Here is a 21,280-nt window from a genome sequence, read left to right on the forward strand (position 1 = left end):
GCGGCGCGCCCTGACCATCAGGTCGCAAACCGCGCACCTCCCAACTCCACCTTCCCTCCTGTCCGAAGAACGTCGTTCCAGTCGCCCATGGTCGCTGGAGGCCAGAGCGCCATGACCTTACGGCCCGGACTGGCGAATTTGGCCCGCGCACGTGCGACTGCGCGCCTGCCTGCACCATCATTGTCGGCAAGCAGGACAAGGCAGGTGACGTGCGGCGGGATCGCGAGCTTGTCGAAGCGTTCCGCCCCGAGACTTGCCCAGACAGGAATGCCAAGCAGGATGGAGGCAGACAGTGCGTTCTCGATGCCCTCTGCGAGCCCGAGGATATGGGTGGCGGCGGCCAGTTCCACAGCCCCCTGCCCCAACGGTCCAAGGCTCCGCTTGTGCTTCCTGAACAGTGCAGGGCGCCCGTTCAGTTGAAGAAAGCTCCGCTGAATGCCGCAAAGGGCTCCATCGTGGGTGACTGCGGCGATGAGTGCCGGCAAAAAACGAACCGCTCTGCCGGCACCCAAGGGGGTTGTGGAATGATAGCGCAACGCGGACGAGCCGATCATGATAGCCCGGCCGTCGAGATAGCGCCTCGCCGGTGTGGAAGTGAGCGGTTGAGCCTCCTTCCAGAGCCGCGCTGCCGCTCGAATGCCATGCTGAGGCTGCCTCAGCGTCTCAGCAGTGCCAAAAGCGCCGAACGGGGTCTCCAGCCTTTCGCGGCGCAGGCCCTGCAATATCTCGGTAATCGTGCAGCCCGCAAAGCATTTGAACAGCAGCGTGAATGTGCCTGTCCTCACCGACAGGCTTGGCGTCTTATCAGGGTGGGCCGGGCATCGGCACATTCCCCGGCCGTTGGACCAATGGCCTCCCAGGCGATGAACGATGGTCTTGCCCGCAAGATCGAGGTCCTTTGTCATGGCTCGGCCTGTTCTCGGGCCGCCGCAATGGTGCAAATGGCCACGCGCAGATTCTTGCGCACTCGGCGGCGGGTTATCCCGAGTCGACGGGCGATCTCGCCAGGCGGAACATGATGATGCGTGCAGAGGATTAAAACGGCCCGTGGGAGAGGGGCCATTTCGCTAATTGCGCAAAGGGCAGCAGGAAAACCAGATGTCGCTTCCCCCGGATCCCTATCGACTGACCGGAAGGTATAGAGAGAAGCAGGATGCTGGTCCGAGTCGTTGCGACGAAAAGAAACCTGCTCCGAGTTGCAGTCGGAAGAATCGCAAGATGTCTTGGGAAGACTTGCGATTTGAGCCTGCATCTTATCCGCCAAAGCCGCATCCCGATCACGGAACAGACGGCGGACATGGGTACTGGCAATCTGCCAGAGCAGACGGCGCGGGTCGGCCATAGAAATGATCCAATTCGAAAGGAGGAAAAAGTCGCGCCAGAAAAGCGCCACATAGCCTTCCCCCCCTCCTCTCCCACTGCTGCGGCTTGTCAGGACAGTCGGGAGGCCTCGTCGCCTGTCGGGCCAATTTGGTTGTTGCCGAAATGTCACTCCGTGCCGCGGACCCTATGGCAGCAGTTGCTTTCACAATTCGGTTTGGTGAAAATCGTTGCTTATCACAACGGGTCGGCCGCCCTGCGTGGGAATCAGCGCTGACGGTCGCCATGGTAAAGGGTCGCACCGTCGTGCCAGAAGAAAACATCCCCGCCGAGCTCGAGCCCTATCGTGACGCCGTTGCGCTGCTGACTGACCGGCAGCGTGAATGCATGGCGCTTGTCGCTGAAAACCTCAATTCCAAGAAGATCGGCAAGCAGCTGGGCATTGCACCCAATACAGTGGACAAGCACGTGAAGACGGTTCGAGCCATGTTCGGCGACATGGACAGGTTTGATGTCGCCAGGATCATTCGCGCGGTAGATGAAGCCGTAGCGGCCGCCGGATCACCCCCCCAACATTTGGGTAGTCAATCAATCGGACTGTCTGCGCCCTCGGTAATTGCGCCATCTGGGCCTACCGACAACGATGCGGACGCACAGTCTGAAACCGATCGGAGCACCACCCTGGGAAAGCGGGTTCAACTGCTCACCAGCGAGATGCCCGCCCTGCTCAGCCTGCTGCCCCTCCGCTCTTCCAGGAGGCAGAGCAATGACCTGAACCGACATTATCTTATGATCGCCTTTGCGGTTCTGAGCGCTTGGTCCCTGGTGTCCGTCGGCTCGGCCGCTTCGCTTCTCTCGTCGCTAAGCAGCTTCGCCCGCAACTAGAGAGCTATCCATAATCTGGATCATCGACCGCGCGGCCCTCAGGGACGCGGGAAAGGAACACTGATGCCCAAACAACGTCTCGCCATCGCCCATTCCATCGCGCAACGCCTTTACGCCGCCGAGGAAGCACTGGATCTGGCTGCTGCGCGGATCGCGGAACTGAACGCCGCCCTGCCACTGGCGCGGCTCGATGGCCGGCTCGCAGCCTCCATTGGCCAGGATGCCTTTCGCACCTCGGCAGATGCGATCGTCCTGGTCGCAAAGACGCGCGACAAGATCGTGACCACGCACGATATGCTTAAGCAGGTCAGCGACGATATCGGCCTTGGCCCGCAGGCCTATGGCGACGTGTTCAAAGTCGCCGAGAACCGGCAAAGCGTCACCGACATTCACCATCTCGCGGCCTGATCGCCGTCGCTAATTTATTGACGAAACGAAACATTTTTTGTTTCAGTGGGTGATGACCAGGCAAATGATCTTCGTGTGTCTTTTGATCCTGAGCACGCTCTATGCCTTCGCAAGGGGTGGCCGGCCCGAACAAATCGCCGCTGCCACCCTTGTCCTCGGCGTTATGGCGAGCATCGCCTTTGCGCATCATGCGCCGATGCGCTTTCACGAATTAGAAGCCGGCATTTTGGCGGTTGATCTGGTCATGGTTGGGATTTTTCTGGCTCTCTCGTTCCGCAGCACACGGTTCTGGCCGATCTGGATCGCTGGCATTTTAGGCGCGGAAACGATCGTTCACGTCACGCGCGCGGTGGTTCCCCATGTCATACCACAAGCCTATGTCGATGCAGCTGGCTTATGGAGCTGGGTGATCCAGACAATTCTGATTGCAGCGACGTGGCGGCATCGCAACCGGCTGCTGCGAAATGGTTCGGATGCGCCCTGGCGAGCAGATTGAACATCGGTTGTCGATGGCCAGACTAGCCGTTGCCGAGTGGTTAAGCCGGGGCCGGACCAGCTTATTGCATGATCCAAGGCGCGACACGACACATCTACCTGCCGAGGCGCCGTTCATCGATAGGCTTTCGCCCTCGGCCTACATGGCCCGATGCGAGGCCGACATCGCCACGCCCTGAAGCAACCGTCTCCGGATCGACGGAGCCAGGGCGCATGTTCGAACTTTGACGATAGGAGTGAGGTCGATGCCGCAACTGACGCGCACCCATCTGGAAATATGCCGCAGATTGATTGCGTCCCGTAAAATCGTTGGCGAACAGCTGGGCTATGGCATGTGTCCCAGCCCGATACTGGACATGCTGCTGGAACTGTTCGTCGCCACCCATGAAGGTCGACCCGTCTATTCATGGTCGCTCTGCATGTTCGCGCATGTTCCAATTTCCACGGCTCTTCGCAAGATGGAAACGATGGAACAGGAAGGATTGGTGGTCCGCGAAAGACCCGGCCGAGACCGGCGTCGCATTCAGGTATGTTTGACGCCCGAGGGAAGCGCGGCAGTCGAAGGATTGCTTGATCAATTGGCGCAAATTTACGCTGCCAAACCACTTACTGCATCGCGCGCGGGCGATGCCAAACCGCTTCCCGCAAGAGTGACCCTGTCTTCGTGAAATTACCAATGGCGGCCAAAGTATCCCGGCCGCCACATAGCCTCTATCCTTCAGCAGTTCCCATTGGGAATGTGAACTGAAAGGACGAAAGTGTGAAGCGTTGAAAGGAAGAAATAATGAGGGCCAGCTTTCGTTAAGTGTCTTGCAGGCCGACCTGTTCATTCACTCCATGTCGTCATTCAGTCGACAATTTTGCGTTTCTACTATCCATCGCCAACCGGCAGGTCGCGATCAACTCGAGCCGTTCCCGGCCCGCCTGGCCGGCTGATCTTGCCGAAACTCGCCATTCCCGCTTCTAGGCAGAACATTGTCAACAAGCCCTCAGCAGACAAAGTTCTGGTTCACCGCCGGGTCACTGCGATAAGCGCGGTCGAAGGGATAGGAAGGACCGCGCGATCGCCAGCCATAGCGCGCACTTCGGCGATGACCGCGTCTTTCTCTGCATCGCTCAGACTGGTCCAGTCGGGCGACATGCCGAACAGGGTATCGGGCTCCACAAGCAAGGTCACATCCAGCGGATATTCGTAGGTGACCTCTTCGATCCTTGGATCATGGTATCCTGCATGGACCAGCTCACGCGCGAGATCTGCCGGGTCGCTCAGCGCCCTGACTGCGTCCGGCATGGTCATGCCCTCACGATCAGGAAACAGCTTGCGACGGATCTGGCCAAGCAGCAGAAAGGTTGCGGCGCCCCGGTCCTGCCATGTCGCAACAACGCCTATCCCGCCGATGCGCGTTACCCTTGCCATTTCGGCCAAGCCCTTGCACCAGTCGGGAAACATGATGACGCCAAAGATCGAGAATACCGCATCGAAACTGCCGTCGTCCAGCGCCAGGGCCTGTCCATCCATCACCCGCGTTTCCACATTTGGCATGTTGGCCGCCGCAATGTGCGCCACCATACCGGGCGAGAAGTCGGTTGCGAGCACCTGCGCACCGCTTCGTGCTGCCGTCAGCGCCAGCGCGCCGGTACCGGCCGCGACATCAAGGACGCGGCTGTCTGGTGTCAGGGGAACGCGCGCTAGCGCTGCCTCGGCATAGCGCATTGTGAAGGGGTGCGCCGTCTTTTCATAATGCTGAGCGGCGGTGTCCCAATGGTCTGGGTTCTCAAACTCCGGCATGGCGAACGCTCCACAAATCATGTAACATCATAAGTATCTTGATAAGATGCGCTTGCCAATCCCTCCACCTCCGGGAAAGATCATGGCGTGCGTAATGACAGCCGCCTTTCGAGAATGCTCCATGTGCTGCTTCACATGGCACACCATGATGGCCCGATGACCTCCGAGGCCATCGCGCGGATGCTCGGAACGAACCCCGTCGTCGTCCGCCGCACGATGGCGGGTCTGCGTGATGCGGGATATGTCAGGTCCGAGAAGGGGCATGGCGGCGGCTGGGCGATTGCTGCGGATCTGGAAACGGTTTCGTTGCTCGATGTCCACCAAGCAGTAGGCGGTCCCCGCATATTCGCAATCGGTAGCGAGCATAGCAATCCGGACTGCGCGGTCGAAAAGACCGTCAACGCTGCGATCGAGGATGCGCTCCGAGACGCTGAAGCGCTACTGGTCGCGCGGCTGGGGGCTGTCAGCCTCGCTGAGTTGGCGCGAGGTTTCGAAGTTCATTGCCTTCAGGCTGATTAGCGTCGCGCACAAATGGAGGCCTGCCCCTTTGGCTACATAATATTAACAGCAGGAGACCGGATTGCGTCGTTCGCTGCTGGCCCTGCGAGCGACTGAGTCTGGCAAAAGCAGTCACCTGCCCATGGATCAGGCTGTCGCTCAGTCCGCGCGTCGCAGGGTAAAGCGGGTGAGTTCGGAAGGACGCCCATCCTTAGCGCGAAGCCAGGCCACAGGGCCGTTCCGGTGCTAACATGCAGTGTCATTCCATGCCATCGACATCGTAGCGGCCTGATACGAATGCCTTGATCGCTAGAGCGTTTTCTAAGCAGGTGGAATCACCTGCTGAATCGAAAAACGCGGTATACCAAAAACTTAGAGCAGCCGATCTGATGCAATCGGATCGAAAGCTGCTCTAGCGCGACAACCCGATCTATCCCCCAAGATCATGCCTCCATGGGTATGGCCGGAAAGCTGCAACGCAACGCCCCATTTTGCCGCCGCGCGGGCGTTCATGGGCTGAAGGTCGAGTGGCACGATCGGTATTTCGACGGGCGCTCCCTTCAAAGGCGCCTTCAGATTGGGACCGGGATTGCCGGCCTTGGGCACTGACAGATCGTCGACCCCGGCGAGCACCATCTGCACGCCGCGCGAGCGAGGATCGTGTGTTTGTTTGGCAGCAGTCGCATAGTCTTCATTCCCCACCCTGCCATAGCCGGACACTCGTTCACGGGCGAAAGGGCCGATGGGACCTCGCAATCAGGGCATGCGTATCGTCCGTTTTGGAGCGGCCGGCAGTGCCCGCCACTGGAAGGCCTCAAAAGAGCGAACGCAAATTCCCGAGCGCAGTGGCTACCAGTTCAGAGGTCACCGGATAGCCGGCATCGCCTCGAATGCACAGATGGGGTGCGCCCTCACGGTCTTCGATCCACGGCACGATTTTGGTCACGCCATATGCCTGGCTATGAGCTACCATCGCGCTGAAGCTTTCGAGGAGTCGGAGACGTTCGAGGTTGCGACGGGTAGGGAAAATGATGCTGCCCTCACCGGCATCGCACCGCGCGATGACGTCCTCCGCACTGCTCCAGAAGAGTTTGACGGTTTCAGTTCCATCTACGCTCGCCGTCTGGCCCGAAGGGGCTTCTGTGAGATAGAAACGCGTGTCGAAAGCGCGCGGTATCCGTTCCTGCGCTGGCGGGTGCCACCGAGCGAAAGGTATGAGCGCGTGAGGATCAACACTAACGTTAAATCTTTCGAGCACGGCCGGAAACGGCTCGCCGGCAGCCAGAATTTGCCGCATCTTCGCGGTCGGCACATTCCCACTTGCGCATTTCAGGCCGATCGCGAGGCCGGTCTCCTCAAGCGTTTCTCGGATAGCTGCAACGCGCGCCGCAACCTCGTCGACGGGCAGTACGTTATCGTAGCGGGTCGCAAAGGTGTGATCGGTGCTCTCGACCCGACCGCCGGGAAAGACGTAAGCTGCAGGTGCAAAAGCCAGCTTCGATGAACGCTCGACCATCAAAAGGTCGGGCGCCCGCGCCGCATGATCCCGAACAACAATAATGACCGTCGCAGCGTCAAGGGTCGGCGGAACTTGAACACCCATGCTGAAATAACCGTTAATGTCAGGAGGGGGAGACATTGGTTGCCTTCTCCCCTCCCTACGGTCAGATCAGGCCGCATTCATCGTGAGCAGGTCGTAGGTAGCGATCAATTCTTCAGCATCATTGAGCACGGACACGCTCCAGCGCACCTCACCCATATCCGGCGTCTTGAGCGCCTTCGCCTTTGCGGTCAGAACAGCCCGCATCGCCTGGCCGGGTTTGAGCGGCTGGATGAAGCGAAGTCCTTCAAGACCGTAATTTGCCAGCACAGGACCCGGCTCGGGATCGACGAACAAACCCGCAGCAAAAGATAGGATCAGATAGCCATGCGCGACGCGTCCGCCAAAGATCGGGCTGGCCGCGGCCGCCACCTCGTCCATATGGGCATAAAAGGTGTCTCCCGTAAAATGGGCGAAATGTTCGATATCCTCCAGCGTGACGGTACGCGAAGCGGTTTTGAACGTATGGCCGATCTCCAGTTCGCCCAGCCGCATGCGGAAGGGATGAACATCTTTCACTATCTGCGGGGCGTTGGGCAGCCACTGGTTGACTATCGCCGAAATGGTACGCGGCGTACCCTGTAGGGCGCTGCGCTGCATGTAGTGCTTCACCCCGCGCACGCCGCCCATTTCCTCGCCGCCGCCGGCGCGGCCCGGGCCACCATGAATCAGCATCGGTAGCGGTGAGCCGTGCCCGGTCGATTCCTTCGCGCAATCCCGGTCGATCAGCACAACGCGGCCGTGAAAAGCTGCAACGTCCAGCACAAACCGGCGCGCGATCGCTGGATTATAGGTGAAGAACGACAGGGCCAGCGACCCCATACCGCGATTGGCGAGCGCGATCGCATCGTCGAGATTGCGATATGGCATCAGCGTGGAAACGGGGCCGAACGCTTCGACATCGTGGACCGTGTCCGCCGCCCAAGGATCGTCGGCACGGAAAAGCAGCGGGGACATGAACGCACCGTCCTTGCTGGCACCTGTTATGGCGACGGTATCGATATCGCCGAAGACGAGCGAGGAATCTTGCGCCAGCAGGCGGGCCTTGGCGCGCACGTCGTCGACCTGGGCGGCGCTGGCGAGTGCGCCCATGGTCACACCTTCGACCTGTGGGTCGCCGACCACGACCTTGGCAAGCCGCGCCTTCAGCGCAGCCTCCACATCGTCGATGAAAGCGGCGGGCACGAACATCCGCCGAATGGCGGTGCATTTCTGTCCTGCCTTTACGGTCATCTCGCGCGCGACCTCCCTGACGAACAGGTCGAATTCCGGCGTGCCCCGGGCGGCGTCAGGACCGAGGACAGACGCATTGAGTGAATCCCGTTCCGCCACAAACCGCACGGATTCGCGTGCGATGACAGGATGTGACTGAAGCTTCATGGCGGTCTGCGCGGACCCGGTGAAGGATACCACGTCCTGACAGGTCAGATGGTCGAACAGATCACCCGTCGATCCCATGATAAGTTGAAGCGCACCGTTCGGCAGCAGGCCGGATTCAATCATGATGCGCACAGCCGCTTCTGCGACGTGCCCGGTTGCCGATGCCGGTTTCACGATCGCCGGGACACCGGCAAGAAGCGTGGGGCCAAGCTTTTCGAGCATCCCCCAGACGGGAAAATTAAAGGCGTTGATATGGACCGCCGCGCCGTGAAGCGAGGTGTAGATGTGCTGGCCGATGAACGTGCCCTGCCGACCGATCGGCTCTACCGCACCATCGATCAGCACGATATCGTCAGGCAGTTCTCGGCGCCCCTTGGACGAGGTCGTGAACAGCGTCCCGGCCCCGCCCTCGATATCGATCCAGCTATCGCCTCGGGTCGCGCCGGTCGCCCATGAAAGGGCGTAAAGCTCTTCCTTGCGCTCCATTAGCGCCTGGGCAAGACCCTTGATTACTCGCGCGCGCTCATGAAAGGTCATCGCGCGAAGCGCCGGACCGCCAACAGTGCGGGCATGATGCAGCATCGCGGCGAAATCCAGGCCTTTGCTACCGGTCAGCGCAACGACCTCTCCGGTGATTGCCGACCGGATTTCAGATTGGCCGCCGGTCGCCTCCACCCACTGGTCGATGGCATAGTTCAACAAGGTGATCGTCATCTCAAAACCCTCGAAGCTTGGCCTTAGCGGCCAGTGAAATGGGGATTGCGCTTGGCCATGAATGCGGCCACGCCTTCGCGATAATCGTCGGAAAAACCCAGCTCGCGCATGGCGTCGCGTTCCAGATCCAGTTCCTCGTCAAGCGAGTGGAGCGAAGCAGCGCGGATCAGCGCCTTGGTGGCGGCAAGGCCGCGGGTCGGGCCGGTCGCGAAACGGGCGGCGAGCGCATCTACCGCCGCCACAAAATCGCTGTCATCCACGCACTTCCAGATCATGCCCCACTCCTCCGCCTTCTCGGCAGAGAGCGGCTCGCCCGTGAGCGCTAGCCCCAGCGCCCGCGCCTGCCCCACGAGACGCGGCAATATCCAGGTGCCACCACTGTCCGGGATCAGGCCGATGGCGGCAAAGGACTGGATGAAGCGGGCTGACCGCGCCGCAATCACCATGTCACAGGCCAGCGCGATATTCGCGCCCGCGCCTGCCGCCACTCCGTTAACCGCCGCGATGGTAGGCTTTGCAAGTTCCGCAATACGGCGGATCAGTGGCGCGTAATAGCGCTCCACCGATTCCCCCAGATCGACTGCTTCGCCGGGTGCCACCGCCCGGTCGGACAGATCCTGCCCTGCGCAAAAGCCGCGCCCTTCACCGCTCAGCACGAGGACGCGGATTGCCGCTTCCCGTTCCACTACGGCAAGCGCGTCGCCGACTTCACCGTGCATCTGGGCATTGAAACTGTTGAGCCGGTCCGGTCGCGCCAACACCAACCGCGCGACGCCAGCGTCAATATCGAATCTGATGGTCTCGTAGGCCAACGAACATCTCTTTCCTGTCAAATTTTTTAATTGTCTGCCCGGTCGGACAATTATTGTCAATGCGGTTGTAGCAAGCTACGTATCGGCGTCATGAAGATTCGCATGAACGACAAGATCGCCGTGATCGGCGCGGGGACAATGGGCGCCGGCATTGCTCAGATTGCCGCCGCGGCGGGCTATAATGTCGTGGTGATCGATAGTCGGGATGAGGGCCTGAGCGCTGGCCGCACGATTGTCGAAGCGGGGTTATCGTTGCTGGTTGAACGCGCACGCATAAACGCCGGCGACAGGCGTGTGACCCTGAACCGCATAAGCTGGTCGACCCGGATGGAAGATTGCGTCGGCGCGTGCCTCGCCATCGAGGCCATCGTCGAAAAGCTGGAGGTCAAACGCGACGTCTTCGCGCGACTGGCCACCATCATGGGCGATGACGCGCTGCTGGCGACCAATACATCCTCGCTATCGATAGGCGCGATTGCACGCGAGCTGACCAACCCTAGCCGATTCCTTGGCCTGCACTTCTTCAACCCGGTGCCTGCCATGCGGCTGGTCGAGGTGATCGGCGGCCCACACACGGACGCAGACGCCATCGAAGCTGCATGCCAGTTGATGACGGAGTGGAAGAAAGACCCGGTCATCGTGCGGGACGTGCCCGGCTTCATCGTCAACCGGGTCGCCCGCCCATATTATGCAGAAGGTTTCTGCGCCCTTGCCGAAGGCATGGAACCGGCGACCGTCGACGCCGCCCTGACCATGGCGGGCGGGTTCAGAATGGGCCCCTTGGCGCTTGGCGACCTCATCGGCCATGATGTCAACTATACCGTCGCCGTGTCGGTCCATCAGGCCTATGAAGGGCGCACCCGGTTCCGTCCGCAGTCCGCGCAACAGGCCCTGGTTGAGAGCGGCAGGCTGGGGCGAAAGACCGGATCGGGCGTCTACGATCATGGCGCCCCCCTGCCCGCGGTACCGAAGATTGAAGTGAGCAGCGCTCCCGGCGCGATCGCCATATCAGGCCATGTTCCCCGACTGATGCCGCTGGTCGCCCTGCTTCAGGATAAGGGGGTGCCCTTTTCCACCGATGCCAGCCTTCCCGCCGACACGGTCAAGATCGGGGAAACTCTTGCCGCTATGGGCGATGGCCGACGGCTCGCCAGCCTGCCCCACCTGCATGTGCTGATTGACGCACCACGTGATTTCGGCACCGCATCGGCCTGGCCGATCACCAGCGGCGCGCCCCGACATGCCGCGGCCGTTGCCGCGCTGGCATCCCTGTGCGGCGCAGATGCGATCGAACTGCCCGACAGGCCCGGCCAGATTGTGTTGCGCACGCTGGCGCAGCTCGCGAACGCAGCTGCCGACGCGGTCGCGGACAAGGTGGCATCGCGACAGGATATCGATCTTGGGATGCGGCTGGGAGCCAATCATCCCGAAGGTCCGCTGGAATGGGCGGAGCGATTCGGCATGGCCGGGCTGCGCACGGTGCTGGACAATATCGCGACCGAAACGGGCGACAGCCTCTATGCGCCGTCCGACTGGTTGAAAAGCACATGACCCAAGACGATGTGCTGCCCCTTGCCATCGCCCGGACACTAATGGCCGCCCAAGGCACCAGCGTGAAGGCGGGCCTTCGGATCGAGGCCGTCCGTGAAGGCTATGCCAAGGTCACGATGCCCGTGAGCGGTGACATGCTAAACGGCCATGGCACCATCCATGGCAGCATGGTCTTCCTGCTGGCCGACAGTTGCTTCGCCTATGCCTGTAACGCCCGCAACCAGGCAACGATGGGGCAGCACGCGGCTATCACATATCTGTGCCCCGCACGCGAGGGCAAAACTCTGATCGCCGAGGCGCGCGAGATCGCCACCAGTGGCCGCAGCAACACCTATTCCGTCGAAATCAAGGCCGGCGACGGACGCATGATTGCCCATTTCCAGGGGCTGTCCCGCACAGTGGGCGGCGCCATCATCGAAGACATCGAGAGGACCCAATAATGGCCGAAGCTTTCATCTGCGACGCAGTTCGCACGCCTATCGGTCGCTTCGGCGGCGCGCTCGCACAGGTGCGGGCCGACGATCTGGCCGCCATTCCCCTGAAGGCGCTGGCGGACCGCAACCCCGGCCTCGACTGGGGGGCAGTCGATGACCTGATTCTGGGCTGCGCCAACCAGGCGGGCGAAGATAATCGCAACGTCGCACGCATGGCGGCCCTGTTGGCGGGCCTTGGCGATGCCGTGCCGGGTACCACGATCAACCGCCTGTGCGGATCGGGCATGGATGCCGTTGCCATGGCAGCTCGCGCCATCCGCGCTGGCGAGGCGGACTTGATGATAGCTGGCGGCGTCGAGAGCATGACGCGTGCGCCCTTTGTCATGCCCAAGGCGGACAGCGCCTTTTCCCGTTCCAGTGCCATCTACGATACCACGATCGGCTGGCGCTTCATCAACGGGCAGCTGAAGACCGCCTTCGGCGTCGATTCGATGCCGGAAACGGCAGAGAATGTCGCAGACGATTTTGCGATCAGCCGGGAGGATCAGGACCGTTTCGCTGTCGAGAGCCAGCGTCGCGCCGCCGCCGCGCAGGCGAACGGGCGGCTGGCCGCCGAAATCACTCCCGTGACGATCCCCCAGCGCAAGGGCGAACCCGTGGTCGTCGATCGGGACGAACATCCGCGCGAGACCAACGTCGAATCGCTCTCCCGGCTGAAACCTATTGTCCGCCCGGACGGGACGGTGACGGCAGGCAACGCGTCGGGCGTCAACGACGGCGCCGCCGCGATCATAGTCGCATCTGAAAAGGCGGTCGCGAAATATGGACTGATCCCCCGCGCGCGTTTCATCGGCGCTGCCGTTGCCGGGGTCGCCCCCCGCATCATGGGCATCGGTCCCGCGCCGGCGTCGGAAAAACTGCTTGCGCGCCTTGGTCTCTCGATCGGCGACATCGACCTTGTCGAGCTGAACGAAGCCTTCGCCAGTCAGGGTCTCGCCGTCCTGCGCCGCCTTGGCCTGCCGGACAATGCCGATTTCGTAAATCCCAATGGCGGCGCGATCGCGCTTGGCCATCCGCTCGGCATGTCGGGGGCGCGACTGGTCTTGTCCGCGACAGAAGAACTGCAGCGCCAGCAGGCCCGCTATGCGCTGTGTACCATGTGCATCGGCGTAGGTCAGGGCATCGCCAGCGTCATCGAGCGCGCCTGAAATAATTTATTGACCGTCCGGTCGGATAACTTTATAAATGTATATCGCTTCAATGGGAGAAGGCCATGTACACGACTGAACTCGGCAAGTCCGATCCCGGCAAGCCGGTGCCGATTAGTCAGGAAGATCCGGCGCTGGTCGCCGCGTTTGAAGCCCGCGTTGCTGCCGACGAGTTCATCGAGCCGAAGGACTGGATGCCCGACGCTTATCGCAAGACGCTAGTGCGTCAGATTTCTCAACATGCGCATAGCGAGATCGTGGGCATGCTACCGGAAGGCAACTGGCTGACCCGCGCGCCTTCGCTCCGCCGCAAGGCAATCCTGCTGGCGAAGGTGCAGGACGAGGCGGGACATGGTCTTTACCTGTACTGCGCGGCCGAAACGCTCGGTACCAGTCGTGAGGAAATGGTCGAGGCGCTGCATTTCGGCAAAGCGAAATACTCGACCATCTTCAATTATCCCACGCTGACTTGGGCGGACATCGCGGCGATTGGCTGGCTGGTCGACGGCGCGGCGATCATGAACCAAGTGCCGTTGCAGCGCACATCCTACGGCCCCTACGCCCGGGCAATGGTCCGCGTTTGCAAGGAAGAAAGCTTCCACCAGCGCCAGGGCTATGAAGCGATGATGGCGCTGGCCGCTGGCACGCCAGAGCAGCGGGCGATGGCGCAGGATGCGCTCAACCGCTGGTGGTGGCCGTCGCTGATGATGTTCGGCCCGCCCGACGCCAACTCGCCCAATTCGGCCCAAGGCTTCCGCTGGCGCATCAAGCGCGATTCCAACGATGATCTTCGCCAGAAGTTTGTCGATATCACCGTGCCGCAGGCCGAGCATATCGGGCTGACCGTGCCCGACAAAGACCTGCGCTGGAACGACGCCAAGGGCGGTCATGATTTCGGTGAGGTCGACTGGGAGGAATTTTACGCTGTCGTGCGCGGCGAAGGTCCGGTCGCCAAGGAACGCATGAAGGCGCGACGCGATGCCTGGGAACAGGGCGCATGGGTCCGCGAGGCGGCGGACGCATACGAAACAAAGCGGCAGGCGCGACGCGCCGCCTGAACACTGAAAATCGGGAAACGGATAACGACAATGAGCCATGACTGGCCCCTGTGGGAAATATTCATCCGCTCCAAGGGCGGCCTCAATCACAAGCATGTCGGATCGCTCCATGCGTCCGACAGCGATCTAGCGATACGCCATGCGCGCGACGTCTATACGCGGCGTCTGGAAGGCGTCAGCATCTGGGCCGTCCGGTCTGCCGATATCGTGGCATCGGACCCGGCGCAGGCCGGGGATCTGTTCGAGCCGGCGGAGAACAAGGTATATCGCCATCCGACTTTCTACGACATTCCTGACGTCGTGAAGCACATCTGATGCCATCGCTCCCCACCATCCAGCCGGACGACGTCGTCGCGGCTGAACAGAGCCAGGCCATGGGCAGCTTCGACGCACCAGCGCCTGCACAATGGCATCCTTCCCTGTTCGACTATCTGTTGCGCCTTGGCGATGACAGTCTGATCCTGGGACAGCGACTTGTCGAATGGTGCGGCCATGCGCCTGCGCTGGAGATCGACCTTAGCCTCGCCAATATGGGTCTTGACCTGATCGGACAGGCAACCCTGCTCCTCGATCTGGCAGGCGAGGTCGAAGGCGAGGGCAGGGACGGTGACGCCCTCGCCTTCCATCGCGACGTGCTGGCCTTCCGCAACTGCATCCTGGTCGAACAGCCCAACGGCGATTTCGCCCAGACGATGGCGCGGCACTTCCTGTTCTCGACCTTTCAACTGGAGCTGTTCCGCGCGCTGTCCGCGTCCAGCGAGCCACGCCTTGCCGCGATCGCGGCGAAGGCCGTCAAGGAAATCGGTTACCATGCCGAACTGTCCGCCGAATGGGTCATAAGACTGGGCGACGGAACCGAGGAAAGCCGGACGCGGATGATCGAGGGGCTGGATTGGTTCTGGCGGTTCGTCGATGAGATGTTCGCGATGGATGCGGTGGAAACCGCATTGGCCGAACAGGGCATCGCCCCCGATCGGGCAACGCTGCGCGCCGCCTTTGACGCAGAGGTCGACACCGTACTGCGCGACGCCACGCTGCCGCCGCCGGACTATCCGCGCGCGGTCATGGGTGGGCGCACGGGGCATCACAGCGAGCATTTGGGGCATTTGCTGGCCGTGATGCAGCATCTGCCCCGGGCCTACCCGAACGCGCGCTGGTAAGGATGTCCATGCCCAACGCACCAGCCGATCAAGCCTTTCAGGACCGGGTCATGGCGGTTCTGGCGCAGGTGCCCGATCCGGAAATTCCGGTCATATCCCTGACCGACCTCGGCATCGTGCGCGGGGTGCGGGCACAGCCGCCGGCGGTGCTGATCACGCCGACCTATACTGGTTGCCCCGCGACGATCGTCATCGAACTGTCGGTGCGCGCTGCGCTCGATCAGGCAGGGCTGGATGCGGTCGCGATCGAGACGGTGCTGTCGCCGCCCTGGACGACCGACTGGATCAGCGAAGCCGGGCGCGCGGCGCTGAAGAATTATGGGATCGCGCCGCCGCCATGGGGTGCCGCATCCGCCAGCCTGCACGGAGACGGCGAGGTCGAATGCCCTCGCTGCGGCTCCATCCGCACGCGGGAGGTCAGCCGGTTTGGCTCAACCCCCTGCAAGGCTCAGTGGCAGTGTATCGACTGCCTTGAGCCATTCGACCGTTTCAAATGTCATTAGGGGGTTCGATTGTCCGTCTCCTTCCATAATCTGAAAATCCTCGACGTCGCGACTGAAGCAAGCGATGCCATCGTCCTGACACTCAAGCCCGACGAGTCTGTCGCCGACAGTTTCCGATTCCATCCAGGCCAGCATCTGACGCTGCGCGCGATGATCAACGGCGAGGATGTCCGCCGCAGCTATTCGATCTGCGTACCGTTGGGCAGCGAGACGCTCAAGGTTGCGGTCAAGAAGGTCGATGGCGGTCTCTTTTCATCCTGGGCGCTCGAAACCTTGCATGCGGGTGACATGATCGAGGCAATGGCTCCACGCGGTCATTTCACCTGGACGTTCGATCCCGACCATGCCCACAACTATGTCGCCTTTGCCGGCGGATCGGGCATAACCCCTATCCTGTCGCTGATCGAAACAGGCCTGCTGACCGAACCTGATAGCCGGTTCACGCTGCTCTACGGCAATCGCACGTCAAACTCCGTCATGTTCCTGGAGACGCTCGCAGCGCTCAAAGACCGCTTCATGCAGCGATTGCAGGTCTACCATTTCCTGACCGCCGAATTTGATGATGTGGACATCTTCAACGGGCGCCTCGACGAGGATCGTGTCACCGATGTGCTGACCAGCCTCATCGCCCCCGCCACGATCGATGCCGCTTTCATCTGCGGACCGGGCGCGATGATGGATGTCGCCGAAAAGGCGCTGCTGGACGCGGGCGTCGCGGCCGACAAGGTTTTGGTCGAACGTTTCACCGCCGGCCCCCGCCCGGAAGGCGCAGTTCAGGCGGAGCGCAAGGCGCGTGAAGAAGCCCAGGGCGTAAAGGTGCAGGTCACGCTGGAAGGCCGGCGCCGGATCATCAACTTTGACGCGGAGGCTGGCAATATTCTTGACAGCGCCCGCGCGGCTGGGCTGCCGGCGCCGTATGCGTGCAAGGCAGGCGTGTGCGCCACATGTCGCGCCCGACTGATAGCGGGACAGGTCAGCATGAACGCCAATTATGGCCTCAGCGCCGAGGAAGTGAAGCAGGGCTATGTCCTGACATGCCAGGCGATCCCGCTCGGCGACGACGTGGTGCTCGACTATGACGCCTGACACCCCGATGGTTTTGGTCGAGCAACCCTCTGAAGGCGTACTGCTTCTCAGGTTGAACCGGCCTGATCAGCGCAACGCGCTGACGACGCCGCTGCTACGGCAACTAGCGGAGCAACTGATCAAAGCCGATCAGGACGAGCCGATACGCGTCGCGATCATAACGGGTAATGATCGCGTCTTCGCGGCTGGCGCGGATATCAACGAGATCGAAGCAGCCGGGTCTGACGAGGCAGTGGAAAGTCCCCGCTTCGCTGCATGGGCAGCGATCTTCGGTTTCACAAAGCCTCTGGTCGGCGCGGTCGAGGGCTGGTGCCTGGGTGCGGGCGCGGAACTAATGCTGCGCTGCGACATCGTGGTCGCGTCCCGAGGGGCGCGGATTGGCCAGCCCGAAACCAGCCTTGGCATCATGCCCGGCGCGGGCGGCACCGCGATATTGCCGCGACGCGTGGGCCATGCGCGCGCGATGGACATGGTGCTGACCGGCGAGCCGCTCACCGCCGAAGACGCAGCATCCAGCGGCCTCGTGTCGCGCCTGGTTGATGACGGCAAGGCGCTGGATGAGGCCCTTACCCTTGCCGGCAAACTGGCAAAGCGTGCGCCAAACGCACTGCGCGCCGCCAAGGCGAGCGTTCGCCGGGCCATGGAAATGCCGCTGACGCCTCATCTTCTTTCAGAACGGCGCCAATTTATTGCTTTGCTGGGCGGCGCGGAAAAGCAGGAAGGTATCGCGGCATTCCGCGAAAAGCGCCCGCCTCGCTGGTGATCCTGCCGGCTGCTAACGGCTGCCCAGAAACAGATTAGTCGCCATGTCGGCCAGTTCGTCTACCCGGATCGCACCGTCAGGGCGGAACCATGTGTGCGTCCAATTGATCATGCCGAACAGCAGCATGGTCACAACGCGCGCATGCGCCGGATCGGTCGCCAGCTCGGGTCTTACCCTGCAAACCTGACGCTCGACTGCATGGACCACCTGCCGCTGCTTGCCTACAATCACCTCGCGCTTGTCAGCGGGCAGATTGTCCAGCTCGTTCAGCAGAACCTTCTGTCGGTCCGCCGCGCCGACATAATGACGCATGAACCGACCGATCAGGGCACGCAGGCTCTCCGTTGACACGCCATCGTCCATGGCAACCGCCACATCCTCAATCAGCAGATCGATATGCGACGCCATGACCGCATAAAGGATATCCTCCTTTGAAGGATAATAATGGTAGATCAGCGATTTGGACGTGTCGCAGGCAAGGGCCAGATCGGCGACGGACGCGCCTTTGAAACCATGCTGGGCAAAGAGCTCGGCCGCCTTGGCAACGATCGCTTCGCGCCGTTGTTCGTAATCTGCTGCCTGTGGACGCGCCATGCTGTTCCTGTCGATAATATGTCTTCGGCGCTATGGAAGAAATTGCGGCCACTGGTCAACCGCGTGCTCCCTTGTCAGTCTGGATGCTCCACCAGGAACATGACTGCTTCGGCAGCAAGATTGGCCAGGTCCTGCCTGACTGCCTCATTCTCCGGCGAGCGCATGGCGTCCTTGAATACCGCCATTTCGGGATAAACCATCTCCGCCATCAGGAAATAGTCAGCACCTGGGCTGAGGTTACGCATGACCCTACCATGGCGGAAGGTCGACAGCCCCGGCATGGACCGGACCAGCGGAATGTGAACGGCCTCATAATGCGCCATAAAGCCTACTTCGTCTTCGGGCTGACGATACAGCACCGTCAAAGTTACTTTCATGGGAACAATCCTCACAGCCATCATGTAATATCAAAAGTGGATCGGCTTGCCTCGAACAGCCATGGCCGCTTCCTTGAGTGCTTCGGAATGCGTCGGATGTGCATGGCAGGTATAGGCAATATCCTCGCTCGTCGCGCCGAATTCCATCGCCTGTGCCGCCTGTCCGATCATCGTGCCCGCGACTGACGCAACACACCAGACGCCCAGAACGGCATCGCTGTCCGCGTCGGCGATCACCTTGACGAAGCCGTCGCCCTCATGATTGGCCTTCGCGCGCGAATTGGCGAGCATGGGGAATTTGCCGACCTTGATCGCACCCCTCTCCCGCGCCTGTTCCTCGGTAAGGCCGACGCCCGCAAACTCGGGCTGGGTGTAGACCACGGCCGGAATCACCGCATGATTGACGGTGCCGCCCTGCCCTGCGATATTCTCTGCCACTGCGATGCCTTCATCTTCCGCCTTGTGCGCCAGCATAGGTCCGGGTGTCACGTCGCCGATCGCCCAGATACCGGACACCGGCGTCCGGAAGTCGCTGTCCACCTCTATCTGTCCGCGCGCATTGACGGAAAGGCCGGCCGCCGCGAAATCGAGTCCGTGCGTATTCGGCTTGCGGCCAATCGCGACCAGCACGGCATCGGCGTCAAGCACCTGCTCCGCGCCGCCAGCCACCGGCACAATGGTGACACGCGCGCCGGCACCGGTTTTCTCAACGCTCAATACCTTGGCGCCCAGCTTCAGGTCCATCCCCTGCCGCCCGAAAACCTTCCCCGCCTCGGCGCGAACGTCCTCGTCCATGCCGGGCAGCAACGCGTCGAGCATTTCGACGATAGTCACACGCGCGCCCAGCCTTTTCCAGACCGAGCCCAGTTCAAGACCGATAACACCACCCCCAATCACGACGAGATGACCCGGGACCTTCGGCAGCGCGAGCGCGCCGGTCGAATCCATGATGACCTGCTGGTCGATCGTCACGCCGGGCAGCGGCGTGACCGACGATCCCGTGGCGACAACGATATTCTTCGCCCGCACCGTCCGTTCCCCGACCCGGACCTCGCCCGGAGCGACGAAACTGGCCCGCCCCTTGATCCATTCGACCTTGTTCTTGCGGAACAGCGAAGCAATGCCGCCGGTCAGGGATTTGACGACATCCGTTCGCGACCTGTGCATCCGTTCGAGATTGAGGCGCGTCTGCGCATCTATGCCGAACACTTCGAGCGCCCCGGAGGCCGCTTCGGCATAAAGATGCGACGCATGGAGCAGAGCCTTGGACGGAATGCAACCGACATTGAGACAGGTGCCGCCAAGCGTCTCTCGCTGTTCGACGCAGGCTGTCCGAAGGCCCAGTTGCGCGCCCCGGATCGCCGCGACATAACCGCCGGGCCCGGCGCCGATGACCAGCAGGTCCAGCATTGCGTCAGCCATCGATGGACCATCCTTCGAGAACCTCAACCAACCGACTGAGCCACATGTTTGTCTGGTGCCCGTCCACGACGCGGTGGTCGATGGTGAGTGAGACATAGCACATCGGTCGGATCTGGATGGTATCGACGTCGTCGATTTCCTTCACAACCACCCGCTTCTCCAGCTTGCCCACTCCCAAGATCGCTGATTGCGGCTGGGCGATGATGATCGGCGAGGCGAATAGCGAACCCGAAACGCCGTGGTTGGAGATGGTGAAAGTGCCGCTACGCATGTCGGCTGGCGTCAGCTTGTTTTCGCGCGCCCGTCCCGTCAGGTCGCCCAGCCGGGCGGCGATGCCGCGCAGCGACAGATCCTGCGCCTTCGCCACGACGGGCACGACCAGCCCCTTGTCGCCTAGCGCCGTGCCCACGCCGATATTCATGTCGTCGAAAATCTCCAGCCGGTCTTCATGCCAACGGCTGTTGATGGCGGGCGCAGCGCGCATCGCTTCCACACACGCGGCGATGATATAGGCAGTAAAGGTCAGATTGATCCCGTCATTCTCGAACGCCGCCTTGTGCTTGCGCCGGTGCGCCATGATGGCGGAAAAGTCAGCCTCGAACACCGCGGTCACATGGGGCGCGACCGTCACCGAATTCAGCATGTTCTGCGCGATTGAGAGGCGCATGCGATCATGCGGGATGCATCGCGATCCGCCACTGGCGCTATCTGCCATGGGGGCAAGCGTCGGCATGGCGGGTTGGGACGCCGGTGGGGCCACTGCGGCGGGAACGGTGGTTCCGGCGGCAATTGCCTGATCAATGTCCGCGCGCGTGATGCGCCCGTTGCGGCCGCTGCCGGAAAGGCCTGAAATGTCGATGCCATGCTTCGCGATCGCCTTGCGTACGGCTGGCGACAGGGTCTGGTTGTGCGAATAATCGGCCACCGGTGCCGCGTTGGTGGCTGTAACAACCGGCAAGGCCTCTGCAGACGAAGCTGCATCCCCGACATTCAGCGCCATTCGTCCCAATATTGCGCCTGGCACCGCTTCCGCGTCGGTGTCGAGCACGATCTCGCGCAGAATGCCGGCGGCCGGTGACGGCACCTCCTGCGTTACCTTGTCCGTTTCCAGCTCTACGAGCGGATCATTTTCCCGAACGACGTCGCCAACCTTCTTGAGCCAGCTGCGAACGATCGCCTTGGTGCCCTCCTGCTCGGGAGGAACCAGAATATCCATCATGCCA

At 61.7% G+C, this 21,280-nt stretch carries 25 protein-coding genes; 14 read left to right on the top strand and 11 right to left on the bottom strand.

Translation table 11 applies throughout. From position 1 onward, the window contains the following. Positions 1–17 precede the first annotated feature (17 nt). Together AC07UX_RS15600 and AC07UX_RS15605 are read right to left on the bottom strand one after the other, a co-directional pair. Positions 18–905 (bottom strand): DUF7146 domain-containing protein, encoded by an 888-nt coding sequence (locus AC07UX_RS15600; protein ID WP_495192909.1) that lies wholly within the window; start codon positions 903–905, stop codon positions 18–20. Further along, positions 902–1,393 (bottom strand): sigma factor-like helix-turn-helix DNA-binding protein, encoded by a 492-nt coding sequence (locus AC07UX_RS15605; RefSeq protein ID WP_495192910.1) that lies wholly within the window; start codon positions 1,391–1,393, stop codon positions 902–904. The genes AC07UX_RS15600 and AC07UX_RS15605 overlap by 4 nt, the downstream gene beginning before the upstream one ends. A 212-nt stretch (positions 1,394–1,605) precedes the next feature. Here AC07UX_RS15605 and AC07UX_RS15610 point away from each other — a divergent pair, with 212 nt between their 5' ends. The 4 genes from AC07UX_RS15610 (at position 1,606) to AC07UX_RS15625 (ending at position 3,776) form a co-directional block, all read left to right on the top strand. Further along, on the top strand, positions 1,606–2,205 hold the full coding sequence (locus tag AC07UX_RS15610; RefSeq protein ID WP_495192911.1) for a helix-turn-helix transcriptional regulator: 600 nt from the start codon (positions 1,606–1,608) through the stop codon (positions 2,203–2,205). A 63-nt stretch (positions 2,206–2,268) separates the two neighbouring features. Then, positions 2,269–2,613, top strand: a complete 345-nt coding sequence (locus AC07UX_RS15615; protein WP_495192912.1) for a hypothetical protein — start codon at positions 2,269–2,271, stop codon at positions 2,611–2,613. 64 nt (positions 2,614–2,677) lie between these two features. Then, positions 2,678–3,109 (top strand): hypothetical protein, encoded by a 432-nt coding sequence (locus AC07UX_RS15620; RefSeq protein WP_495192913.1) that lies wholly within the window; start codon positions 2,678–2,680, stop codon positions 3,107–3,109. A 244-nt stretch (positions 3,110–3,353) separates the two neighbouring features. Beyond that, positions 3,354–3,776: a MarR family transcriptional regulator gene (locus tag AC07UX_RS15625; RefSeq protein WP_495192914.1), complete on the top strand. Its 423-nt coding sequence runs from the start codon at positions 3,354–3,356 to the stop codon at positions 3,774–3,776. 341 nt (positions 3,777–4,117) lie between these two features. Here AC07UX_RS15625 and AC07UX_RS15630 read toward each other — a convergent pair whose 3' ends face one another. Then, on the bottom strand, positions 4,118–4,897 hold the full coding sequence (locus AC07UX_RS15630) for a class I SAM-dependent methyltransferase (RefSeq protein WP_495192915.1): 780 nt from the start codon (positions 4,895–4,897) through the stop codon (positions 4,118–4,120). A gap of 87 nt (positions 4,898–4,984) precedes the next feature. On the opposite strand from AC07UX_RS15630, the gene AC07UX_RS15635 reads away from it, so the two are divergent. Then, the gene (locus AC07UX_RS15635; RefSeq protein ID WP_495192916.1) at positions 4,985–5,416 is read left to right on the top strand and encodes an Rrf2 family transcriptional regulator; all 432 of its coding nucleotides are present in this window, start codon (positions 4,985–4,987) and stop codon (positions 5,414–5,416) included. Positions 5,417–5,767: 351 nt separating this feature from the next. Here the strand turns inward: AC07UX_RS15635 and AC07UX_RS15640 are convergent, their stop codons facing one another. The 4 genes from AC07UX_RS15640 to paaG form a co-directional block, all read right to left on the bottom strand. Further along, positions 5,768–6,097 (bottom strand): hypothetical protein, encoded by a 330-nt coding sequence (locus tag AC07UX_RS15640; protein WP_495192917.1) that lies wholly within the window; start codon positions 6,095–6,097, stop codon positions 5,768–5,770. 112 nt (positions 6,098–6,209) lie between these two features. Then, the gene (locus AC07UX_RS15645; RefSeq protein WP_495192918.1) at positions 6,210–6,998 is read right to left on the bottom strand and encodes an NUDIX hydrolase; all 789 of its coding nucleotides are present in this window, start codon (positions 6,996–6,998) and stop codon (positions 6,210–6,212) included. 66 nt (positions 6,999–7,064) lie between these two features. Beyond that, complete coding sequence (paaZ, locus tag AC07UX_RS15650) at positions 7,065–9,089, bottom strand: phenylacetic acid degradation bifunctional protein PaaZ (protein WP_495192919.1); 2,025 nt, start codon at positions 9,087–9,089, stop codon at positions 7,065–7,067. Between the two features lie 23 nt (positions 9,090–9,112). Continuing rightward, positions 9,113–9,901: a 2-(1,2-epoxy-1,2-dihydrophenyl)acetyl-CoA isomerase PaaG gene (gene paaG, locus AC07UX_RS15655; protein ID WP_495192920.1), complete on the bottom strand. Its 789-nt coding sequence runs from the start codon at positions 9,899–9,901 to the stop codon at positions 9,113–9,115. Positions 9,902–9,991: 90 nt separating this feature from the next. Here paaG and AC07UX_RS15660 point away from each other — a divergent pair, with 90 nt between their 5' ends. The 9 genes from AC07UX_RS15660 (at position 9,992) to AC07UX_RS15700 (ending at position 17,664) form a co-directional block, all read left to right on the top strand. Next, entirely contained in the window at positions 9,992–11,452 is a 1,461-nt protein-coding gene (locus AC07UX_RS15660) for a 3-hydroxyacyl-CoA dehydrogenase NAD-binding domain-containing protein (RefSeq protein WP_495192921.1), read from the top strand. Continuing rightward, a complete protein-coding gene (locus AC07UX_RS15665) occupies positions 11,449–11,892 on the top strand; it encodes a hotdog fold thioesterase (protein ID WP_495192922.1) in 444 nt (147 codons plus the stop codon). The genes AC07UX_RS15660 and AC07UX_RS15665 overlap by 4 nt, the downstream gene beginning before the upstream one ends. Next, positions 11,892–13,094 (top strand): 3-oxoadipyl-CoA thiolase, encoded by a 1,203-nt coding sequence (pcaF, locus tag AC07UX_RS15670; protein WP_495192923.1) that lies wholly within the window; start codon positions 11,892–11,894, stop codon positions 13,092–13,094. Before AC07UX_RS15665 ends, pcaF begins: the two co-directional genes overlap by 1 nt. A gap of 65 nt (positions 13,095–13,159) precedes the next feature. Continuing rightward, positions 13,160–14,152 (top strand): 1,2-phenylacetyl-CoA epoxidase subunit PaaA, encoded by a 993-nt coding sequence (gene paaA / locus AC07UX_RS15675; protein ID WP_495192924.1) that lies wholly within the window; start codon positions 13,160–13,162, stop codon positions 14,150–14,152. 30 nt (positions 14,153–14,182) lie between these two features. Next, positions 14,183–14,467 (top strand): 1,2-phenylacetyl-CoA epoxidase subunit PaaB, encoded by a 285-nt coding sequence (gene paaB / locus AC07UX_RS15680; protein ID WP_495192925.1) that lies wholly within the window; start codon positions 14,183–14,185, stop codon positions 14,465–14,467. After that, entirely contained in the window at positions 14,467–15,312 is an 846-nt protein-coding gene (gene paaC, locus AC07UX_RS15685; protein WP_495192926.1) for a 1,2-phenylacetyl-CoA epoxidase subunit PaaC, read from the top strand. The genes paaB and paaC overlap by 1 nt, the downstream gene beginning before the upstream one ends. Positions 15,313–15,320: 8 nt before the next feature. Further along, positions 15,321–15,815: a 1,2-phenylacetyl-CoA epoxidase subunit PaaD gene (gene paaD / locus AC07UX_RS15690; protein ID WP_495192927.1), complete on the top strand. Its 495-nt coding sequence runs from the start codon at positions 15,321–15,323 to the stop codon at positions 15,813–15,815. Between the two features lie 9 nt (positions 15,816–15,824). Continuing rightward, positions 15,825–16,901, top strand: a complete 1,077-nt coding sequence (gene paaE / locus AC07UX_RS15695; protein ID WP_495192928.1) for a 1,2-phenylacetyl-CoA epoxidase subunit PaaE — start codon at positions 15,825–15,827, stop codon at positions 16,899–16,901. Positions 16,902–16,908: 7 nt separating this feature from the next. Continuing rightward, a complete protein-coding gene (locus tag AC07UX_RS15700; protein ID WP_495193016.1) occupies positions 16,909–17,664 on the top strand; it encodes an enoyl-CoA hydratase-related protein in 756 nt (251 codons plus the stop codon). Between the two features lie 12 nt (positions 17,665–17,676). Here AC07UX_RS15700 and AC07UX_RS15705 read toward each other — a convergent pair whose 3' ends face one another. The 4 genes from AC07UX_RS15705 to AC07UX_RS15720 all read right to left on the bottom strand — a co-directional run bounded on the left by AC07UX_RS15705 (position 17,677) and on the right by AC07UX_RS15720 (position 21,276). Then, positions 17,677–18,258: a TetR/AcrR family transcriptional regulator gene (locus AC07UX_RS15705; protein WP_495192929.1), complete on the bottom strand. Its 582-nt coding sequence runs from the start codon at positions 18,256–18,258 to the stop codon at positions 17,677–17,679. Between the two features lie 74 nt (positions 18,259–18,332). Beyond that, positions 18,333–18,635, bottom strand: a complete 303-nt coding sequence (locus tag AC07UX_RS15710; RefSeq protein ID WP_495192930.1) for an EthD family reductase — start codon at positions 18,633–18,635, stop codon at positions 18,333–18,335. A 30-nt stretch (positions 18,636–18,665) separates the two neighbouring features. Then, positions 18,666–20,057: a dihydrolipoyl dehydrogenase gene (gene lpdA, locus AC07UX_RS15715; protein ID WP_495192931.1), complete on the bottom strand. Its 1,392-nt coding sequence runs from the start codon at positions 20,055–20,057 to the stop codon at positions 18,666–18,668. After that, positions 20,050–21,276 (bottom strand): dihydrolipoamide acetyltransferase family protein, encoded by a 1,227-nt coding sequence (locus AC07UX_RS15720; RefSeq protein WP_495192932.1) that lies wholly within the window; start codon positions 21,274–21,276, stop codon positions 20,050–20,052. The genes lpdA and AC07UX_RS15720 overlap by 8 nt, the downstream gene beginning before the upstream one ends. Positions 21,277–21,280: the final 4 nt, after the last annotated feature.

Source organism: Sphingobium sp. GW821-FHT02B05, from assembly GCF_059421905.1.

Coding starts and splice junctions, on each gene's coding strand:
- AC07UX_RS15720 (WP_495192932.1), bottom strand. CDS start 21,276: ATGATGGATATTCTGGTTCCTCCCGAGCAGGAGGGCACCAAGGCGATC.
- AC07UX_RS15660 (WP_495192921.1), top strand. CDS start 9,992: ATGAAGATTCGCATGAACGACAAGATCGCCGTGATCGGCGCGGGGACA.
- pcaF (WP_495192923.1), top strand. CDS start 11,892: ATGGCCGAAGCTTTCATCTGCGACGCAGTTCGCACGCCTATCGGTCGC.
- lpdA (WP_495192931.1), bottom strand. CDS start 20,057: ATGGCTGACGCAATGCTGGACCTGCTGGTCATCGGCGCCGGGCCCGGC.
- paaZ (WP_495192919.1), bottom strand. CDS start 9,089: ATGACGATCACCTTGTTGAACTATGCCATCGACCAGTGGGTGGAGGCG.
- AC07UX_RS15710 (WP_495192930.1), bottom strand. CDS start 18,635: ATGAAAGTAACTTTGACGGTGCTGTATCGTCAGCCCGAAGACGAAGTA.
- paaC (WP_495192926.1), top strand. CDS start 14,467: ATGCCATCGCTCCCCACCATCCAGCCGGACGACGTCGTCGCGGCTGAA.
- paaB (WP_495192925.1), top strand. CDS start 14,183: ATGAGCCATGACTGGCCCCTGTGGGAAATATTCATCCGCTCCAAGGGC.
- AC07UX_RS15615 (WP_495192912.1), top strand. CDS start 2,269: ATGCCCAAACAACGTCTCGCCATCGCCCATTCCATCGCGCAACGCCTT.
- paaD (WP_495192927.1), top strand. CDS start 15,321: ATGCCCAACGCACCAGCCGATCAAGCCTTTCAGGACCGGGTCATGGCG.
- AC07UX_RS15630 (WP_495192915.1), bottom strand. CDS start 4,897: ATGCCGGAGTTTGAGAACCCAGACCATTGGGACACCGCCGCTCAGCAT.
- AC07UX_RS15620 (WP_495192913.1), top strand. CDS start 2,678: ATGATCTTCGTGTGTCTTTTGATCCTGAGCACGCTCTATGCCTTCGCA.
- AC07UX_RS15700 (WP_495193016.1), top strand. CDS start 16,909: ATGGTTTTGGTCGAGCAACCCTCTGAAGGCGTACTGCTTCTCAGGTTG.
- AC07UX_RS15645 (WP_495192918.1), bottom strand. CDS start 6,998: ATGGGTGTTCAAGTTCCGCCGACCCTTGACGCTGCGACGGTCATTATT.
- AC07UX_RS15625 (WP_495192914.1), top strand. CDS start 3,354: ATGCCGCAACTGACGCGCACCCATCTGGAAATATGCCGCAGATTGATT.
- AC07UX_RS15665 (WP_495192922.1), top strand. CDS start 11,449: ATGACCCAAGACGATGTGCTGCCCCTTGCCATCGCCCGGACACTAATG.
- AC07UX_RS15610 (WP_495192911.1), top strand. CDS start 1,606: ATGGTAAAGGGTCGCACCGTCGTGCCAGAAGAAAACATCCCCGCCGAG.
- AC07UX_RS15600 (WP_495192909.1), bottom strand. CDS start 905: ATGACAAAGGACCTCGATCTTGCGGGCAAGACCATCGTTCATCGCCTG.
- AC07UX_RS15705 (WP_495192929.1), bottom strand. CDS start 18,258: ATGGCGCGTCCACAGGCAGCAGATTACGAACAACGGCGCGAAGCGATC.
- paaA (WP_495192924.1), top strand. CDS start 13,160: ATGTACACGACTGAACTCGGCAAGTCCGATCCCGGCAAGCCGGTGCCG.